Source organism: Catenovulum agarivorans YM01 (genome assembly GCF_000281085.1).
Classification (GTDB): domain Bacteria; phylum Pseudomonadota; class Gammaproteobacteria; order Enterobacterales; family Alteromonadaceae; genus Catenovulum; species Catenovulum agarivorans.
The window spans coordinates 151,171-169,350 of sequence record NZ_JH767532.1; the positions used below are offsets into that span (position 1 = coordinate 151,171).

General features: G+C 39.1%; 17 protein-coding genes. 6 read left to right on the forward strand and 11 right to left on the reverse strand.

Annotation, left to right across the window (positions count from 1 at the left end; translation table 11 throughout):
• Positions 1-32 precede the first annotated feature (32 nt).
• Both WSC_RS0115565 and orn read right to left on the reverse strand, forming a co-directional pair.
• Positions 33-620, reverse strand: coding sequence for a hypothetical protein (locus WSC_RS0115565; protein ID WP_016956873.1), 588 nt, complete (start codon positions 618-620; stop codon positions 33-35).
• A 210-nt stretch (positions 621-830) separates the two neighbouring features.
• Positions 831-1,379, reverse strand: coding sequence for an oligoribonuclease (orn, locus tag WSC_RS0115570; RefSeq protein WP_016956874.1), 549 nt, complete (start codon positions 1,377-1,379; stop codon positions 831-833).
• A gap of 133 nt (positions 1,380-1,512) precedes the next feature.
• Between orn and rsgA the strand changes: the two genes are divergently transcribed.
• From rsgA to WSC_RS0115590, 4 genes are all read left to right on the forward strand, one after another.
• Complete coding sequence (gene rsgA, locus WSC_RS0115575) at positions 1,513-2,553, forward strand: small ribosomal subunit biogenesis GTPase RsgA (protein WP_026016885.1); 1,041 nt, start codon at positions 1,513-1,515, stop codon at positions 2,551-2,553.
• Positions 2,554-2,650: 97 nt separating this feature from the next.
• Complete coding sequence (gene asd / locus WSC_RS0115580; RefSeq protein ID WP_016956876.1) at positions 2,651-3,505, forward strand: archaetidylserine decarboxylase; 855 nt, start codon at positions 2,651-2,653, stop codon at positions 3,503-3,505.
• 5 nt (positions 3,506-3,510) lie between these two features.
• Positions 3,511-4,392, forward strand: a complete 882-nt coding sequence (locus WSC_RS0115585) for a DMT family transporter (protein WP_016956877.1) — start codon at positions 3,511-3,513, stop codon at positions 4,390-4,392.
• 5 nt (positions 4,393-4,397) lie between these two features.
• Complete coding sequence (locus WSC_RS0115590; RefSeq protein WP_016956878.1) at positions 4,398-5,099, forward strand: glycerophosphodiester phosphodiesterase; 702 nt, start codon at positions 4,398-4,400, stop codon at positions 5,097-5,099.
• On the opposite strand, the gene WSC_RS0115595 is transcribed toward WSC_RS0115590, so the two are convergent.
• From WSC_RS0115595 to WSC_RS0115630, 8 genes are all read right to left on the reverse strand, one after another.
• A complete protein-coding gene (locus tag WSC_RS0115595) occupies positions 5,086-5,637 on the reverse strand; it encodes an SPOR domain-containing protein (RefSeq protein WP_016956879.1) in 552 nt (183 codons plus the stop codon). The genes WSC_RS0115590 and WSC_RS0115595 overlap by 14 nt on opposite strands.
• Complete coding sequence (locus WSC_RS0115600) at positions 5,634-7,703, reverse strand: tRNA(Met) cytidine acetyltransferase TmcA domain-containing protein (protein ID WP_016956880.1); 2,070 nt, start codon at positions 7,701-7,703, stop codon at positions 5,634-5,636. Before WSC_RS0115600 ends, WSC_RS0115595 begins: the two co-directional genes overlap by 4 nt.
• A gap of 46 nt (positions 7,704-7,749) precedes the next feature.
• The gene (locus tag WSC_RS0115605) at positions 7,750-8,493 is read right to left on the reverse strand and encodes a sporulation protein (RefSeq protein ID WP_082196198.1); all 744 of its coding nucleotides are present in this window, start codon (positions 8,491-8,493) and stop codon (positions 7,750-7,752) included.
• A 100-nt stretch (positions 8,494-8,593) separates the two neighbouring features.
• Positions 8,594-9,289 carry a DUF3334 family protein gene (locus WSC_RS0115610; RefSeq protein WP_016956882.1) on the reverse strand — a complete coding sequence of 232 codons (696 nt, stop codon included), beginning with the start codon at positions 9,287-9,289 and terminating at the stop codon, positions 8,594-8,596.
• 145 nt (positions 9,290-9,434) lie between these two features.
• Positions 9,435-11,168 (reverse strand): sugar phosphorylase, encoded by a 1,734-nt coding sequence (locus WSC_RS0115615; protein WP_016956883.1) that lies wholly within the window; start codon positions 11,166-11,168, stop codon positions 9,435-9,437.
• A 52-nt stretch (positions 11,169-11,220) separates the two neighbouring features.
• Positions 11,221-12,450 carry a glycosyltransferase family protein gene (locus tag WSC_RS0115620; RefSeq protein ID WP_016956884.1) on the reverse strand — a complete coding sequence of 410 codons (1,230 nt, stop codon included), beginning with the start codon at positions 12,448-12,450 and terminating at the stop codon, positions 11,221-11,223.
• 69 nt (positions 12,451-12,519) lie between these two features.
• Positions 12,520-13,338: an HAD-IIB family hydrolase gene (locus WSC_RS0115625; RefSeq protein ID WP_016956885.1), complete on the reverse strand. Its 819-nt coding sequence runs from the start codon at positions 13,336-13,338 to the stop codon at positions 12,520-12,522.
• Complete coding sequence (locus WSC_RS0115630; RefSeq protein ID WP_237716323.1) at positions 13,325-14,257, reverse strand: hypothetical protein; 933 nt, start codon at positions 14,255-14,257, stop codon at positions 13,325-13,327. The genes WSC_RS0115625 and WSC_RS0115630 overlap by 14 nt, the downstream gene beginning before the upstream one ends.
• 248 nt (positions 14,258-14,505) lie before the next feature.
• On the opposite strand from WSC_RS0115630, the gene WSC_RS0115635 reads away from it, so the two are divergent.
• On the forward strand, positions 14,506-15,249 hold the full coding sequence (locus WSC_RS0115635) for a dienelactone hydrolase family protein (protein ID WP_016956887.1): 744 nt from the start codon (positions 14,506-14,508) through the stop codon (positions 15,247-15,249).
• A 25-nt stretch (positions 15,250-15,274) separates the two neighbouring features.
• Positions 15,275-16,024, forward strand: a complete 750-nt coding sequence (locus WSC_RS0115640; protein ID WP_016956888.1) for a methylenetetrahydrofolate reductase — start codon at positions 15,275-15,277, stop codon at positions 16,022-16,024.
• A gap of 17 nt (positions 16,025-16,041) precedes the next feature.
• Here the strand turns inward: WSC_RS0115640 and WSC_RS0115645 are convergent, their stop codons facing one another.
• Positions 16,042-17,793, reverse strand: a complete 1,752-nt coding sequence (locus WSC_RS0115645; protein ID WP_016956889.1) for a sensor histidine kinase — start codon at positions 17,791-17,793, stop codon at positions 16,042-16,044.
• Positions 17,794-18,180: the final 387 nt, after the last annotated feature.

Consider the following 18,180-nt stretch of genomic DNA (forward strand, 5'->3'; position numbering starts at 1 on the left):
TTGATTGTTAAACGAAGGTTAATTTATGCCAATTAAAAATGGAAGCTACCTTGCACACCATAAATTTTGTTTTCTGCAATGATTTGTGCGTGGATCCCCGCCGATACCGATTGGCTAAAAAAGTATTCACCGGAAAACTTAAAACCAACTTCTTTGTCTGCTGTTTCTAAGTTGGTTTGCTGCTGCTCTTTGGGTACACGATAAATTATTGCACTGTAGAGTTGAATCGCTTGATTAAGGCGGTATTGAGTACCAGCCTCAATCGCAAGATGTCTGATTGGCTGTTCAGTAGGAGATTGTGTACTGTTTTCTTGATACAACATTGCAGCTTTTATGTCTAACTGCGCGGTTACAGGCATAGCATAACCCGCGCCGGCCTGTAAATTAAGCTGATTCACTGGGCTATTTTGTTCCGCGACAATATACAAACGCTCGTTCACTGTGTTTTTCGGGCTGATTGTAAAGTTAGATAAGCTTGAAGGATCGAGTTGGAAATAGCTCATTGAACTTTGGGTAATATCAAAGGTTTTGTCAATGGCTGAACAAACTGGTGCAAAAGCGTACAAGGCTATGCTGATTAAAGCGAGTAGACGCACGCGCAAATATTGCAATTTCTCCATAATCTGTGCTCCAACAATTCTCGATTTTTATTTGTTTTTGTACTGAGTAACCTAGAACTGAACTGCTAATTTGTTATTTGAAGTTCAGGTTAGGCTAGCTTTTTAAGTGTAGATTAAAATAGGTGATTTGCAGAAAAAATGTGCAATTTTTTATCGACAGAAGAGGAGTGCGCGCCAACTTGTTGAATTGACGCAATATATATCGAAAAATTATTTTAGTTTAAAAAAATCTTGTTTGTAACGAGCCAATTCTTCGATAGATTCGTGGATATCTTCTAAAGCTAGATGCGTCCCTTTCTTTTTATAATCGCTAACGAGTTCAGGTCTCCAGCGACGAGCAAGTTCTTTGACTGTACTAACGTCTAAGTTGCGATAATGGAAAAAGGCCTCAAGCTCTTGCATATGCACAAACATAAAGCGGCGATCTTGATTGATGCTATTGCCACACATAGGTGACTTGCCAGCTGGTACATATTGTTGCAAAAATTCAATTGTTTGTTTTTGAGCTTCTTCAATTGAGATCTTACTGTCACGACATCTTTGAGTTAGTCCTGATTTACCATGTTGGTTAATACACCACTCATCCATATTATCCAAAACTTCGTCTGGTTGATGGATCGCAAATACCGGCCCTTCTGCGATAATGTTTAATTCACTGTCAGTGACTATGGTTGCGATTTCCAACACTTTATCTGTATCTGGGTCTAAACCTGTCATTTCCAAGTCTAGCCAAATAAGATTATTTTCATTAAATGACATATAGTATTCCTACTAACCCCTCAAAAGGTACAACTTTCAATTAATCTGTGTACATTCCTAAAACTTTATCGCCAAATTGGTGTAAAGTACTCTTCGTTTTTAGTTTAACTGATTATTGATAAAAAGTAGCACCGTGACGAAAAAAAAGAAACTCACCAAACAACAACTTAGGCGTATGCGATCTAATCGTAGCAGAAAAATAGAACAAACTAGAAATAATCCGGAAAATTTATCGGAAGATTGTCTATTAGGCCCAGCTCGTCATGGTGTAGTAATAAGCCGATACGGTCAGCAAGCCGACATTGAAAACGAACAAGGGGAGCTTATTCGTTGTGATATGCGCCGAACGGTTGAATCGATAGTTGCTGGTGACAAGGTCATTTGGCATGAAGTGCAGTCTGAAGGTGGTGCACAAGGTGTCATTGAGGCTGTTGAAGAAAGGGAGTCTGTACTAACGCGCCCAGACTTTTATGATGGAGTAAAAGCGGTTGCAGCTAATATTGAACAAGTGGTTGTTTTATCTTCAATATTGCCCGAATTATCTTGGCAAATTATCGACCGCTATTTGGTTGCGGTTGAACAAATGGGTGCACACCCAGTTGTGGTGATTAACAAGGTTGATTTACTTGATAGTGCAAAACAGGCTGATATTCAAAAAATAGCCGATTATTATCAATCAATTGGTTATCCAGTTCATTTACTCAGTGTTAAAACGCAACAAGGTTTTGAAACTATTGCGCAATTGCTGCAAAACAAAGTTTCTATTGTGGTTGGTCAATCTGGCGTAGGTAAATCTTCTTTGGTCAACAAATTATTACCCGACACGAATGCGCAAACTGGTGATGTATCCGATGTGTCTGGTTTGGGTACACATACTACAACAGTCGCTAAGCTCTATCATTTACCGACAGGTGGCGATTTAATTGACTCTCCAGGTGTGCGCGAATTTGCTTTATGGCATTTGAGTGCTGAAGAAATTTTTGACGGTTTTGTTGAGTTTGCGCAATACCGCGGCAATTGTAAATTTCGTGACTGCAAACATTTAGACGATCCAAAATGTGGATTAAAAGACGCTGTTGAGCAAGGGTTAATATTGGCTTCGAGGTTGGAAAATTACCATAAAATTTTACAATCAATTGCTGAAAATAAACCAGCTCATAGTAAACATTATTAAGCTTAGTGACCGACAGCATTAGACCTAATCCGTCATTGTCGGTATTATGCGTGTTATATAAAACATCTTGCGCTATTCATTATTAAAGGAACTTTCGGTGTCTCTAGAAAAATTCAAAGTTGCACTTCAATATTTAGTACCACAACATCTTATATCTAGGTTTATTGGTAAAATTGCAGCTAGTCGAAATAAATTTATTAGCCAAACCTTTATCCGCTTATTTGCTAAAAACTATCAAATTCAATTGAAGGATACACAAGTTCAAAAGTTTTCTGAATTCGCTAGTTTCAACGACTTTTTTACCCGTGCTTTGTTGCCAGATGCACGACCTATTGCTGACACAGAGATAGTGTCACCAGTAGATGGGGAAGTGAGTCAGTTGGGACCAATTGATGGCGATGCTATCTTTCAGGCTAAAGGGCACAATTATAGTTTGACGCAATTGTTAGGTGGTGACGAAGAAAACGCACAGCCGTTTCACAATGGTGTTTTTAGCACTATTTATTTATCACCAAGTGATTATCACAGAATCCACATGCCGTGCACTGGTAAATTAAAACGCATGGTTTATGTACCAGGCAAATTATTTTCAGTGAATCAAGCAACAACTCGTAATGTTGATGGGTTATTTGCGCGTAACGAACGTGTTGTCTGCGTATTTGACACTGAATATGGCGAAATGGCTTTGGTGCTAGTGGGGGCTATGATAGTCGCGAGCATTGAAACAACTTGGGCTGGTGTAATCACACCACCTGCTGGCAAACGTCCTTTTACATGGCACTATAATCACGACAATGCGCCAGTAATTGAAAAAGGTCAGGAGATGGGACGCTTTAAATTAGGTTCAACTGTAGTATTGGCGTTTGAGCCGGATGCAATTGAATTCGATGCAGCTATTGGTGCCGCTAGCAAAGTTACATTAGGTCAAGCACTCGCATCATCAACTAAGTAGTTTTCATGTCGCAACAATTAAATTCTGCAGCACAGCGTAAAAGTGCTTTGCTGCAGGTTCACCTTGGCGTATTGCTACTTGGCGGTACGGCCTTATTCTCCAAAATTATTCCGCTTGATGGTGCTGCGATTTCATTTGCACGCGCTTGTGTTGCAGCTTTAGTGTTAACTCTGTTGGTTAAGGTAACTGAAGGCAGAGTGCGTTTAAATAGTTTGCGCGACTACCGCAACGGTATTATTTTAGGCGTGCTGATGGCTGTGCATTGGGTAACCTATTTTTATGCCATGCAGTTTTCTACTGTGGCGACAGGTATGATTGCTTTGTACACCTATCCAGTCATGATAGTTTTGATAGAACCCCTGCTAAATAAGCAACTGCCACATAAACTTGATTTTCTGATGGCTTTGTTTGTACTTACGGGTGTTGGCCTAATGGTGCCAGAGTTATCACTTGAAAGTGAATATACAGTCGGTATTTTACTCGGTGTTTTGTCTGCTGTATTTTTTGCCGCGCGAAACATTATGAGCCACAGAGTTTTTTCGCACTACTCAGGCATGAAAAATATGATGTTTCAATCAAGCATAATTGCCTGTGTATTATTACCTTTTGAATACCATCATTTTGCCGAATTGCCCCTGAGCACATTCGCTTGGATTATTTTATTAGGGATACTCTTTACTGCACTACCACATTCTTTGATTGTAAATGGATTGCGTAGCATAAAAGCAAAAACAATGAGTTTAGTGTCTTGTTTATCGCCTTTTTATGGCACTATATTTGCCGCTGTGTTGTTAACTGAATATCCAAGTTGGCAAACTTTAGTGGGTGGCACACTTGTGGTTTCCGCTGCCGTGTACGAAACTTTGAGTGGACATAAACGAGGGTAAATGAAATGTTTATTTGGGCACATAGGGGCGCGAGTGGCATAGCGCCGGAAAACACATTACAAGCGTTTGAACAAGCTATTGAAGCTGGCGCTGATGGCATTGAGCTAGATGTACAGATTGTTGAAGATGTGCCTATTGTATTGCACGACGCTTGGTTACAGAAAACCACGAATGGGTTGGGGTTAGTGCGATCTTCAACACTAGAATATGTTCAAAGTTTAGATGCTGGCAATGGTCAAGCTGTACCAAGCTTGCAACAAGCTTTAGCGGCTATTGCAGGGCGTTGCCAAGTTAACATAGAAATTAAAGCGCCGAATAGTGCAGCTTTAGTTGCCCGAGATATACAGTTAGCGCTTGATAATGCTTGGTTTAAGCCTGAACAATTGATTGTATCTTCATTTGATCATAAGCAATTGCACCAATTTGCCAGCTTAATGCCGAATATACGCATTGGCGCTTTGACTGCCTGTTTACCGACTGATAATAGTCGCTTCGCCGTTGAGCTAAAGGCGTGGTCGCTGCATTGCAACCGTGACTTTATTGACATTGAGCTAGTTAAAGACGCACAAGCTCAAGGTTTAAAAGTTTACGTTTATACGGTTAATCATGTAGAAGATATTGCTTTGATGCAATCACTCGGCGTAGACGGTATTTTTACTGATTACCCAGCTAGAGCTTTACAGTACTTTAAGGCTAATTGTCAGTAACAAACGCGCGTGAAAAAGCCTTTATTGTTCTAATTTTTGCGAGTGCTTGTTCTGCACTTTCATCTGTTTTAAACGGCCCCGCCAGAATTTTAATTGCGAACATTTGTTCAATTTTGCGTTTTATTGTGAATTCTAATTGGTTGTTAGGCAAGTTGTTACTTTTGGCTAAGTGGTTAGCGAAACCCTGTAACCACTCGGCTTGAGTTTGGTTAGACTGCTCACCTAAATCAATATATAGCCTGTGATCTATCATTTCTATTTTGGCATTCACTCTAACGCGTTTATCTGCGTTAATTAATTCGACAAATGCTTGTGCTGCCTGCTGGTGGCTGGTTAATCTCGACAGCACTGAAAATCTATCTTTGTTTTGTTGAGTATATTTTACCTGGCTCGGCAAAGCTAAATTTTCAATATATTGCCTATAGGTGTCGACACATTTTTGTTTATGGCACGCTGCTGCTTGGATGTAGATGTTTTGCTGCGCGTTAACTTCAAAGCAGCATAAACACAATAAACTGAAAATAGCATAAAATTTCATTTAGCTGAATCCGTATGCTGTAAAAGCTCTGCGACAATTTTTCGCAGCATTTTAATTAGTTGTTTTTGTCCAGACAACAGATAGGTTTTTGCCACAGTACTGGGCGCTTGGCGTTTAAGTATAGTGTCTGCTAGCAAATTCTGCTGCTCTGCAGGTAAAATTTGCATAATTAAGACCGATTTGTCTAAGCAAAAGTTATATAGCTCTGGCAAAGCTGCATAGAGGTTGGTGCTATGTTGTGCAAACCCTGCTACTAAAACTAACTTATAACTGAGAGTAAGCTGATTATTTTGCGCCAATGAGGCGTACCATAACCACAATAAATTACCAGTTACATTTTGATAATGACTGGGTAGGAAAAAGCTCAGCTGTTGCAAACAGCCTTGTTGAATTCGCTGGTTAAGCACAGTATTTGATTTATCGAGCATTTTAATACACAAGCTAGAAAATAGCCCACTATGGTGCTCTGGTGTTGTACTGACTCTGGCTAATTTAAAGTTATTTTTATACCAAAAGTTGGCAACTGGATAACTTGCAGCAAAACTGCTCGCTAAATAATCTATATCTGACGCTTGTTGGCTCAGCCATTCAAGCATATTTGAAGCAATATTGTTATTGCGTAATGCTTCTGCAACGGCAATGCGGACTATCCTTAAACCTTTTAATTGGCTAAATTCTACAATCCCGGATTGTGCTGCAATAATTTGTGGTGTCAGATGGCCATTGGGCCGACGTTTCCCATTTAGTATTTCGTTGGCTAAAGCCTGAGTTAAATTTCCTTCTTCTGATAACAAGCTTGCTGCTACCACTTGACCCTGGTTGTTTTGTCCAATACACAATTTTAATGCGGGGCTATCGAGCATGTGTTTTAAGTCGTTAGGCGTTGTTCGATAATGTGCTTGGCTTAATAAACCAAAAATTTCTACGACGAGTTGGTTATTGCCGACTAGCTCCTCAGATTGAATAAACTTGAAGGATATCTTGTCACTTTGATTATTGCTTAAACTTGGCTGATTGTTAGGCATGCAGATAGAATTCAACCAATTTTCAAGTGGATCGTTAAGAGCCCAACGAATCGGCTTGGTTAACTCAAATGTTTCAACCAACTCATTATCCATACTGAGTTGTTTGATGAAGTGCTGGCTGAGTCCCTTACCTGAACCTTCATATCCTTGTTCGGTTGTTGCGTAAATTACCCAGTTAAATTTTTGGCTAATGGCTCTGAGCAATTGGCTAGGTAGGGCTGCAGCTTCGTCAACAATCAAAATGCTGTTGTTATTTTGTTTGTTACTGACGACTTGAGTGAGCTCATCTGGTGCGACAAAAGTTAAATTATCTTTGTCGCATTGCCATTTATCTAACCAGTTCCATACGGTTGTTAAGCATCTTTTTGCCGGGGCTGTAATGGTTATATGTGTCCCTTGTTGTAGATAGTCTTTCACCAAAGCCGCTAAAACGGTTGATTTCCCTCTGCCTCTGTCTGCTTTGATAAAATAATGCCCCTGTTTTTTTAACTTTGATAAGGCATTAAATATTGTTTGTTGTGCGCTGGTTAAATCTGTTGGTTTTACAAATTTTTCTTCAAGTGCTTGAGGGAATGCATTGGTTGTTAGCTGACAGTTATCGACGATAACACAGCCCGCCGTTTGCAGGCTAAGTTGCCATAGTCTTTGCATATAATAGGAATAATTATGGCTGGTTAGATTATGTGGATAGGGCAGGCTGCTGATATTGGTTGTATCTTGCTCAATAAAGGTTGGGCTGAAGGTGAGTATTAATGCCCCACCATGTTGTATGCATCCAGCTAACGCACAGACAACATCTATATCAAAAAAGCTTGAACTATCGAGCCAAACATAATCTAGTTCTTGGCCTAGGTAGGCTTGTAAGTGTTTGTTATTTGTAGTGAGCGTATCTGGATTAAAACCAGCTTGCCAATTCTGCTGATTTATTAATGTTTGTGCAACCTGATAGCGTGTTTCCATATCGCCTTTTATCAAGATTGGGCAACGCCAACCATTGTTGGTTAGTTGTTTGAATAAGGCAGAAGGGATAGTTGCTGTCATTTGGCGCTGTGGTTAGGTTTTATTTTGACGCCAGTATAGCAGCTTTTCAACTTTGGCTTAATTGCTCTTGCAGTTTGCTTTTATACAAATCCACAGTGTTGTGTTCAATGGTGAAGCGAAATGTATTTGTCGTTTGATGAGAAAATTGAGCTTGATTGGCTATGTAAGCTTCTACAAAAACATCCAGATAATCATTGTACTGCTCAAATCTGAAGATGAGATCTAAAGATTTTTTGTCGACAAAATTGCTTTTTCGATACCTAAATTTCTGCACAAATTGAGTCGCACCATAGGAGTTATTTAGTGGTTGATTCCAATGCGATTGATGATGAAAATCAAGCTCTGCCAGTACTTTTAACCAAGTGGATATTTGCTCTGATGGGCCTATTTTTACTTCTGTAGACAAACTATTCGTTGCTGTAGAACCTCTATTTAACTTAAGTTCTAGGCTGTAACGGCAAATTTCATTGGTTACAGGGGAAAATTTTGGTAAGTGAATCGAATAAAATTTTTTTAGTTTCTGTCTGGCTGGAATAAAAAAATCTCTATCAATATCACAACTGACTAATTTTACTTGTACTGCATTAACATCGCCAGTGATCTCATGTAAGTGGCATATCAGAGTAACGTCTACATTATCTATATGTTGTTCAACTGCTCCACCATTATATTCAACTGAAAAGCTTAGATCGCTGCCAAGAGCATATGTCCTTTGTTCCATATTCCAATGTATGCTAGCGGCTCGTTCTGTTGAGGTTAATTGACCAAATATTCGTTTGAGAAGACTCATAATTAAACATCCAGTGTTTATTAAATGAACAAGTTGACTATAGCAGTTGTGAAGATAGGTTGGTAGATTTTTTGCGGGGAGACCCCCGCAAAATTAGGCTTTATAATCCAAGTTCATCCAATAGATCTTGGTCGACATCAGGACCTTTTTTATTGTTTTCCTCTTCCATTTGCACCGAAGCACCACGAATAATGTCATCTGGGTCAAATTCTTCAGGCACAAAATCATGCAGTTTAATAAATTCAGTTCTATCCATTGCCATTTCTAGATAAAAAATATTGCCTTTTTGCGTGGTAAAAGTCACTCGACGTGCTTGAGGTCTATCTAAATTAGTATCAATAGAAATAATCAGCTGTTTATTGACAGTCAACATTTTCGGCTGACTTTGGGTAATAGAGGTTTGTAACTCTTTATGCACTAAACCAGTAAAATCACCGAGTATTTGATTGAGTAATTCACCCATTACGTTAGCAACATCATCTGAGGTGTGTTGCGAAGAGAGCTCTTCAATTGGAATGCCCATATTTGTCATATACTTTTGGTATATTTCGATTGCTGCTGCGGCACTAAAGTTGATGACCACTAACCCAGAAAAACCACCGTCAAATAGTACAAACGAGCCAATATCTGGCTTTAAGCTTGTTTTGGTGATTTTTTGTACCAAAGCTGAATAAGTCACTTGGTTGGCATTTGCACTTGCTAACACGTCAGTTACTGATTTACACAACATGACTAGGATGTCGTCAGTTGACACAAATGTTGATTTTTTATTGGGCTTAACCGCCGGTTTATTCATATAAATTCCTGCCAACAAATTGTTTTTATAGAAAGAGTTACGATAGTCTCAATACTATGTAACTTATTAAAAGTAGGCGGAACTTGCAACAAAGGCAAGGGTTTTGTTCGCAAAATTGTCCACGAAAGATAAACATACCCTAGGCTTAAGTGCGGTAATTGGTTAACCAAACTGCTTGATATGGTTTTAAGACTAAGGTGCCACGTAAGTCATTGATTGGTTGCTCTGCAAGCAAATCAAACCAATGTTCGGTGTCAATTAGGTTAATTTCTGCCATTTCAATTTGTTGTTCCTGATCGGTTACATTAAAAATACAGAATATGCTTTGTTTTCGATTATGACTTTGACGCCAAAAACCGAGTATTTCTTCACCTAATTGCAAGGTAAATTGTACCGCATTTGGATGAAACGCAGGTTGAGCAATACGTTTTTCAATTAGCGCACACATACGTTTAAATACTTTGCTATGGTGCGAAAATTGATTGGCTAACGCGTCTTCTAGTGCTTGAATATCCCATTGATGGCGGTTAATGCTGCGGTTTTGGCTGGTGTTATCCATACGTTCGTAATCATTGGTGGTGGCCAATAAACTATGGATATAAATACCAGGTATGCCTTCTAGCGCCAACATAACTGCATGCGCACAGATAAACCTGTCTATTTGGTATTTGTCTGTACCTTTGTATGTGCCTTGCAGTGCATCAAACAAACTAATATTCAGCTCGTAAGGTTTGTTGCTGCCATTGGCACTGCGCCAAGATACTTTACCGCCAAACATATTAACTGTGTTGGCTAGTGTGGCTAATTCATCTTCATCAAGTAAACCTTCGGCTGGGCGTAAACCTATACCATCGTGTGATGCAATAAAATTAAAGTAGGTTGTACCTATTTGCGCGGGTGGCATACTCATCATCCAGCGCTTTAAATGTTTGCAGTTGCCGGTAATTAGAGTGTTTACCAGCAATGGCGGCAATGAGAAGTTATATACACAGTGCGCTTCGTTACCGTTACCAAAATAACTTAAGTTTTCATGATTGGGCACATTTGTTTCGGTGATTATGATGGCATCTGGCACTGCATGTTCCACTAATACACGTAATAGCCTTATCATTTCATGTGTTTGTGCTAAGTGAATACAGTTGGTACCAACTTCTTTCCATAAAAAGGCCACTGCATCAAAGCGAAATATTTTGACCCCTCGGTCCAAGTACAAACGGGTGATCTTGACAAATTCGTATAAAACTTCAATCTGGCGAAAATCAAAATCAACTTGGTCATGGCTAAAAGTACACCAAACATGTTTAGTGCCAGATGGGGTATTTACTTCTCGTAATAAAGGGCTAGTGCGTGGACGTACAACTGAATCTAAATCGTCAGTTGGCTCTGCGGTAAAAAAGTAGTTTTTGCCTGGTTCTTTATCAAGCTTAAAATTTTCAAACCAAAGACTGCGACTAGAGCAGTGGTTAATCACTAAGTCAGCCATTAATCTAAAATCAGTGGAAATTGCCTCAACATCAACCCAGTCACCTAAAGAATCATTTACTTTGGAATAATCCATTACCGCAAAACCGTCATCACTGCTATATGGGTAAAACGGCAGTATATGTATGCTGTTGATAATTCCTGCTAGATTATTTTTGAAAAAACCATGTAGAGTGTGCAGGGGTTTTTCTTGTTCACGCAACAAACTATTGCCGTAGGTAATGGCAATGATGTCTTTCTGGCTCCAATGATTTTGATGGTTGGGCGGGGTCGGGGTGGCTTTATCCAAGCGCATTAAAGTTAGCAGTTGTTGGCAGACTTCTGCTTCGTCTAATTCTGGATAAATAAACTTTAAATGTGTTTGAACCTTGTGTTCTAGCTCAGTTTCAATTGCCATTATTACCACCCCATTTTTTGTTCGATTGTTATTTGTAGATAAATATTTTGGACTAACCGCCAAATTCCTCCATATCAGCTTCCACTGCTTGGATCATCTGCCCATATACATCCGGCACAGCACTTGAAACTCGGTTCCAACTTGGAATAAAAGGGGTTTCCATTGGGTTTTCTAAGAAGTGAATGCCCGCTTTTAAGATGTTGTGCGCGAATAATTCAACTGCTTGTTCTTCGCTATGAATGTCAAAGTTTAAGCCGTTAATAGTCGCGTCGTTACGATAGGTTTCAACAAAGTCTAACGCAATTCGATAATAAGTCGCTTTGATTGAACGGAATGTTTCCGTGTTAAATACCACACCATTCGTTGCGAGTTTTCTAAAGATGGCTTTAGAAATATCAATCGACATTTTTGATAGACCTCCTTCATCATTGTCTACTGACAAAGACTGATGTTTATGGTCGTAGGTATCGGCAATATCCACTTGGCACAATCTGTTCGTAGAATAATTGCGCTCCATCTCAGACAGTACACCAATTTCTAAACCCCAATCACTTGGAATTCTAATATCATTGATGACGTCGGTTCTAAACGAAAATTCACCCGCGAGAGGGTAGCGGTAACTGTCTAAATATTCTAAATAATCTAGGTTACCAAAAATCTTTTTTAACGCGCGCAGTAAGGGGGTTACAAGCAAGCGGCTAACACGGCCATTAATTTTGCCATCTGCGACACGGGCATAATAACCTTTACAGAATTCATAATTGAAAGTTGGGTTAGCAACAGGGTAGATTAATCTAGCCAGTAGTTTTCTGTCATAAGTTAATATGTCGCAATCATGCAATGCAACTGATGCTGCTTCACCAGAGCCTAATACATAACCCAAGCAATACCAAACGTTACGACCTTTACCTAATTCTTTAGGTGCCAAACCCTCTTTTTGCAGTAAAGCATCTATTTTTTGTAATCTAGGACCATCGTTCCATAACACTTTTACGTTTTGTGGTAATTTTGAGAAAAATTTAAGTGCATGACGATATTCATCTTCGGTTGCTCTGTCTAACCCAATGACGATTTGATTTAAATAAGGTACTTCCGCCAATTCGTTGATAATGTTGGCTAAAGCTGGACCTTGAAGCTCGGAATATAAAGAAGGTAAAACAAGTGACAATGGACGGACTTTGGCAAACTCAGTGAGTTGATGCTCCATTTGTTCAATGGTTACACTATCTCGAGACAAGTTGTGTAACGTTGTAATTACTCCATTTTGATAGAAATCACCCATACAGAATCCTCTTTTATTGACATAATTGTCGTTACTTTCCCAACTAAACATTAGTTGGTTCGATTTGTTCTAGCTGGTTGTTACTGGTTTTAATTGTTTGTTTGAATGTAGAAGCAATATGTGAGCCATAGTTTCATTCCAACCGGCTGGCCCAAATAAATCGCTATAAAAAACTTGCTCTTTTTTCTGAATTGTTGGAAAAGCTTTATGGCTTTTTATCCATACCGATACGTCTGCGGCTTCAAGCATGGCACAATCATTTTGACTGTCGCCTAACGCAATAGTGATCACAGGTGTTTGCCATAAATTCTCATATTCAGCTTTTAACTTAAGCAAAGCTTTGCCTTTGTCGCACTGGCCTTGAATGGATAAGAAGCGTCCACCTTGTAAAGCTAGATAGTTTTTTGCTTGTAAATATTCAATAAATTGAGCTTTTTGCTGTTCATTACCTTTATATAACAAGGGTTCTGAATATTGTCTTTGTCCACTCAGTTCTGCTTCTGCAATGGACAAACCTGTTTGTTGGACAATTTCTTCATTATGCCAATCATTAAAGCCTTCAAATTGATGGCCTTGTTGGCGGAGAAAACTTAATTCGGATAAAATTTGTTGTCGTTTTGCACCAATGTTGTGCGCTGGTTGATCCGCTGTTTCAGCGTTGGCTGAATAAATAGCCGAACCATTTTCGACAATAAAGGGGGCAGATAACCCAAGCTGCTGATGCAATTGCTTCACTTCGGCAAAGGTTTTACTGGTATTGCAGATCACCGGTATTTCCTGTTTTGTTAGTTCAGCGAGTGCCGGCTCGGCTGCTTGCCATGAATAGTTGTCGTGATCTAACAATGTGCCATCCATATCGGTAAAAACCAGCAATCTAGCAGAAGTCATAATCATCTCCTGTCGCTAGGATAAATTGTTGTTGCTCGTTTAACTCTATCACTAAATTGGCGTCATCAGGTAAGGTTTGCAACGCATGTTCTGTTAATCTTTGATAGTGTTGAATAAATCTATTTAGTTCAGCTTGATTCATGGTAAAGCGAGTTGACTGCTGCGCAATCAACTTATCTTCTTGATTCTTGCGCCATTGGTAAACACAGTCAAATGATGGTGCTTTAAGCATGATTAGTTGATCAAACATAGTAAATAAATCAGGGTAGTGTTCTTCAAGCTGTGCATTTACGAATTTACGCCATCGACCATTACTATCTTCTAGCTGTTCTAATTGATTAATTGGTGTGTACAAATCCGCTGGATTTTGAGCTTGCAAACCCATGCACCAACCTTCAAGTATCACAATATCTACTGGCGCTGACACTTTGTCCCAAAGATGTTTTTCTGCCCTATCATCGTAAGCTTTATTAAAACGCACGAGTTGGACATTATTATGAAGCTCACTGAGCTTTTTTAGTGTATCAATTGCCAAAGGGATATCGTGAGTGCCAGGCACCCCTCTGGTGGCAAGCAGCGGGTGTATGTGTTCAGCCAAATGTTTCCGCTCTTTACGCGTTAAATAAAAGTCGTCTATTGATAGATTTGCGACTGAAAAGTCGAACTGGTGCTCGAATATACATTGTAAAAAAGCAGCCATGGTAGATTTACCACTGCCTTGGCTGCCATTAATTGCCAAATAGTACGTTTGGCCTTTTTGTTGTTTGAACTCGGCAATTTTTTGGGCAATTGGCCAGTACCAAAGTTGGACTGTATCAATAAAAGATGACGGCAGTTTATGCACCAGCATCAACTTAGTTAATTCGTCTAAGCACTTTTTTGTTAGTGTAGGCGGTGGGCAAATAGTGGTTGTTGACATTGGCTGCTCCATGTTAGTGCTGAATCTTAGTAACTCACATCACTTTGTTTGTATTTTGTTACTCTTCATTAATCGTAAGCAAATTCAGCGCCAATCCTTTTAGATGACATTTATAGTGACAAATTAAGCATAGCAAAAAAATTATTGTGCGACAGGGAATGGAGAAAAAACTAAATGACTTGAAAACTTTATACCCAAGTAGCTTGGGTATATAATGCGCGCCCAAAAGCGCTCAATTAGGATTTTTCATGATTATTCAAACCGAATTTGTCGATTTACCAACGCCAACCGGCAGTATGAGAACATATATTTATCGCCCTCAAGCGGAAGGTTCGTATCCTGCGATAATTTATTACTCTGAAATATTCCAGCAAACAGCACCTATCGCACGTTCAGCAGCTTTAATGGCAGGACATGGTTTTGTTGTATTGGTGCCTGAGGTTTTTCATGAATTAAATCCTATTGGTACAGTGTTGGGTTATGATGATGAAGGCAAAGATAAAGGCAACGCAGATAAATTTGCCAAACCCTTGGAAAGCCATGATTCTGATGTTGTTGCTATGTATGATTTTTTACAGCAACAAGCTTATTGTACTGGCAAAGTCGGTGCTATGGGGGTTTGTATTGGTGGTCACTTGGCATACCGTGCAGCGATCAACCCAAATATACTTTCCGCTGTTTGTTTATATGCAACAGATATTCATTCAAATACCTTACCGAGTGAAGACAACGGCGATTCATTAACGCGTACTAAAGAAATTCAGGGGGAGTTAATGATGATTTGGGGCAAACAAGACCCACATGTCCCTGATGCCGGGCGCTTTTTAGTCCATCAAAATTTGCTTGATAGTAAAGTTAAGTTTACTTGGCATGAATTTAATGCAGCCCATGCTTTTATGCGTGATGAAGGATTAGATAGATTTGATCCGGAATTGGCCTTAACGGTTTATAAAATGGCCGTTGATTTATTTAGAAGAACCTTACTGGCTTAAATTTGCTAAGTAAGCGTGAGGATTTATGAATATTTCGTTTGAAGTCGTCCCAAGGACTGAAGAAGCAACTTTTGAACAATTAGAATTTGTTGAACAAAATTTGCCTTTTGTTGACACTATTAATATACCTGATTTGTTGCGTTTGCCTATTCGCAGTTGGGACGGTGCTAAATTGGTTAATCGTCAAAAGTATCGTTACATTCCACATGTACGTGCAATTGATTTCGACATAAAGTCAACTCGGTTGCAACAAATTATCGAAGCTAACGAGTTGGATAAAATATTGTTGGTAACTGGTGATCCACCACCAGATAGAACTCACTTAGTTTATTCAACGGACGTGGTGGATTTAATTAAAGTTATACGAAGGGATTTTCCTAATCTTGAAATTTATTGTGGTTTTGACCCATACCGTCATGGTGTTAAACAAGAAAAAGATTATATCTTAGATAAGTTTGAAGCTGGTGCGGATTATATTTTATCGCAACCGTTTTTTGATACACGTTTGTTAGACATATATGCCGATTTTTTACCGGCTGATAAAGTGTACTGGGGGGTATCTCCGGTTATCACTGAGCGTAGCCAAGCTTATTGGGAAAACGTTAATAAAGTAGTGTTCCCTTCCGACTTCAAACCGGACTATCAGTGGAATACGGACTTTGCAGTAAAAGTACTTAAACATTGTCAACAGACAGGGTCTCACTGTTATTTCATGCCTATTCGTATTGATCTGCAAAAATACTTTTTACCGATTCGTCAAGCAATGAACTGGTAATTACCTTTGCAACAAGCCTATGTGAGTGCTTGCATTTCAGTGACCTTAGGGATAGTTATACTGTAATGCAAGCCTTTCCCCAACTCACTAGTCGCACTAATACTACCATTGAGCGTTTGTTTAACTAAGTTGTAGGTGATATGCGTTCCTAAACCTGAACCACCTTTTTCCCGCTTGGTTGTGAAAAATGGGTCAAATAACTTATTGAGGATATCTTTACTAACACCTTTACCATTATCGTGGTACTCAATTTTGATGTCTTCGCCGAGATCTTCAATTTCAATATCAATCTGACCTTGTTTTATTCTCTCAAATCCGTGGAGCACAGAGTTCATGATCAAATTGGTAAAAATTTGTGAAATCGCACCAGCCGGGCAGCGCATGTCTAATCTTTCTGGGCATTTTACCGAAATTTTGTGCTGCGTTTTCTTTAAATGCGGGTTGAGTGACTTGATTATGTCATGCACGTAATGGTTAAGTTCAATATCTCTAATTGCTTCACTCGCTTGGTCAACTGCGATTTGTTTAAAACTTGCAACCAAATCTGAGGCGCGTTTTAAGTTAGAAGTAATAAGGTTAATACTTTCTTCTGCGTCTTTGACGTATTTTTGTAAATGTTTAGGTGTCAGGGTCTTTTCTTCAAAGTGTTTATTTAACACACGAATTTGTTCGGTTAAATAGCTACTGGCCGTTACGCTCACGCCTATAGGTGTATTAACATCGTGAGCGATGCCGGCGACAAGACCTCCAAGTGAAGCCATTTTTTCAGATTCAACAAGCTGTCCTTGTGCCGATTTTAGTTCATGCAATGATGCTTCGAGTTCTTTTTGTTTAGCTAATAGTGCTTCCTCTGCGTGTTTGCGTGTTTCAATACCTTGTCTTAATTCATTGCGACTGCCTTCTAGTTCTTTCTTCTGTTCTTCTAAATCCAGCATCACGCGACTTAAATTAGCGGTTTTACGCGCAACCTCTTGCTCTAGCATCAAATTTTGGTCATCAAGTTTACTGTTGGCTTCTACCAATCGACTATGCGCAGATTCAAGTTCTTTGTTGTAGTCTATTAAGCGATCAATCAAACCATTATATGCATCCTGCAATACAGATAACTCATTATGTTCAGCTTGTTCCAGATTTATTTTAGATTTGGCCAAACGTTCAATGTCAAAATCTTCTATTTGTTCGGTTAATTCGTATAAAGGTCTAGACAGTAAGGTTCTAAAGGTTAACCAAATTATGATAAAGAGACTTAAGGTAATAAAAACCGCTTTAAACATTAATAGAAACAGTGGGATCTTAATTCTTTCAATGATGATATTGCGTGATGAAATAAGCGTCACGTCGCCAACTTGGATAGGGCGACCAGAAAATTCAAATATTAGAGGGTAGATATAGCCGAATAGTCCGTCTGGATTTTTATTGATAATAACGGAATCTTTGTCGTAGTTTATATCAAGATTATCATTGGCGATTGCGTCGCCAAGTCTAGATATCACTTGGCCATTTTCGTCACGTAATATAATGCCTTCAATTGAAGGCATAGCTAACAAACCTTGGGCAATGGTAACGGATTGTTGAACGTTCAATTCCCATATAGCGCGAGTAAGGCTGCCGCTGAAAGTTTTTTGTAAGGTTTTTAATTCATCTTCAATGTGACTTTTGGTGATGTAATATTCACTAACAACTTGTACGGCGGTTACGATGACCGTCAATAATATATAGATAGTGAGCACTTTAGTTAAAAGTTTGCGTGAAATACTAAGTTGTTTCATTTAGTTAGTAATTTTTGAAAACACCACATACACACTATAGGCGTAACTTAAAGAAAATGCCTAACTCAATACGATATTTAAATGTAGCTTTATTGTGGTATTTGTTGGTAAATGTAACCTAAGGTGTAATGAGATTGTGCGATTTGTACGTTAACTGAGCAAGCGGCACTTTTATCAATAAATATTTAAAAAAAGCGTTGACGCCCATTCTTTTCTCCCTATAATGCGCCACCACAACGCAGCGACGCGGTGAAGTTCAACTCCTCCAAATCCTGCTAGCTTGAGTCAAAAACTTGTTTTTAAAACTTTCTCGAAAAGCTTAAAAATAAAGAGTTGACAAGCGAAATGAGAAGCGTAGAATGCGCGCCTCACTTAACGAGTTAAACA

Bases quoted from the DNA above. Each gene is read 5' to 3' on its own strand.
- WSC_RS0115565 (WP_016956873.1), bottom strand. From the start codon at position 620: ATGGAGAAATTGCAATATTTGCGCGTGCGTCTACTCGCTTTAATCAGC.
- orn (WP_016956874.1), bottom strand. From the start codon at position 1,379: ATGTCATTTAATGAAAATAATCTTATTTGGCTAGACTTGGAAATGACA.
- WSC_RS0115585 (WP_016956877.1), top strand. From the start codon at position 3,511: ATGTCGCAACAATTAAATTCTGCAGCACAGCGTAAAAGTGCTTTGCTG.
- WSC_RS0115590 (WP_016956878.1), top strand. From the start codon at position 4,398: ATGTTTATTTGGGCACATAGGGGCGCGAGTGGCATAGCGCCGGAAAAC.
- WSC_RS0115595 (WP_016956879.1), bottom strand. From the start codon at position 5,637: ATGAAATTTTATGCTATTTTCAGTTTATTGTGTTTATGCTGCTTTGAA.
- WSC_RS0115600 (WP_016956880.1), bottom strand. From the start codon at position 7,703: ATGACAGCAACTATCCCTTCTGCCTTATTCAAACAACTAACCAACAAT.
- WSC_RS0115605 (WP_082196198.1), bottom strand. From the start codon at position 8,493: ATGAGTCTTCTCAAACGAATATTTGGTCAATTAACCTCAACAGAACGA.
- WSC_RS0115610 (WP_016956882.1), bottom strand. From the start codon at position 9,289: ATGAATAAACCGGCGGTTAAGCCCAATAAAAAATCAACATTTGTGTCA.
- WSC_RS0115615 (WP_016956883.1), bottom strand. From the start codon at position 11,168: ATGGCAATTGAAACTGAGCTAGAACACAAGGTTCAAACACATTTAAAG.
- WSC_RS0115620 (WP_016956884.1), bottom strand. From the start codon at position 12,450: ATGGGTGATTTCTATCAAAATGGAGTAATTACAACGTTACACAACTTG.
- WSC_RS0115625 (WP_016956885.1), bottom strand. From the start codon at position 13,338: ATGACTTCTGCTAGATTGCTGGTTTTTACCGATATGGATGGCACATTG.
- WSC_RS0115630 (WP_237716323.1), bottom strand. From the start codon at position 14,257: ATGTCAACAACCACTATTTGCCCACCGCCTACACTAACAAAAAAGTGC.
- WSC_RS0115635 (WP_016956887.1), top strand. From the start codon at position 14,506: ATGATTATTCAAACCGAATTTGTCGATTTACCAACGCCAACCGGCAGT.
- WSC_RS0115640 (WP_016956888.1), top strand. From the start codon at position 15,275: ATGAATATTTCGTTTGAAGTCGTCCCAAGGACTGAAGAAGCAACTTTT.
- WSC_RS0115645 (WP_016956889.1), bottom strand. From the start codon at position 17,793: ATGAAACAACTTAGTATTTCACGCAAACTTTTAACTAAAGTGCTCACT.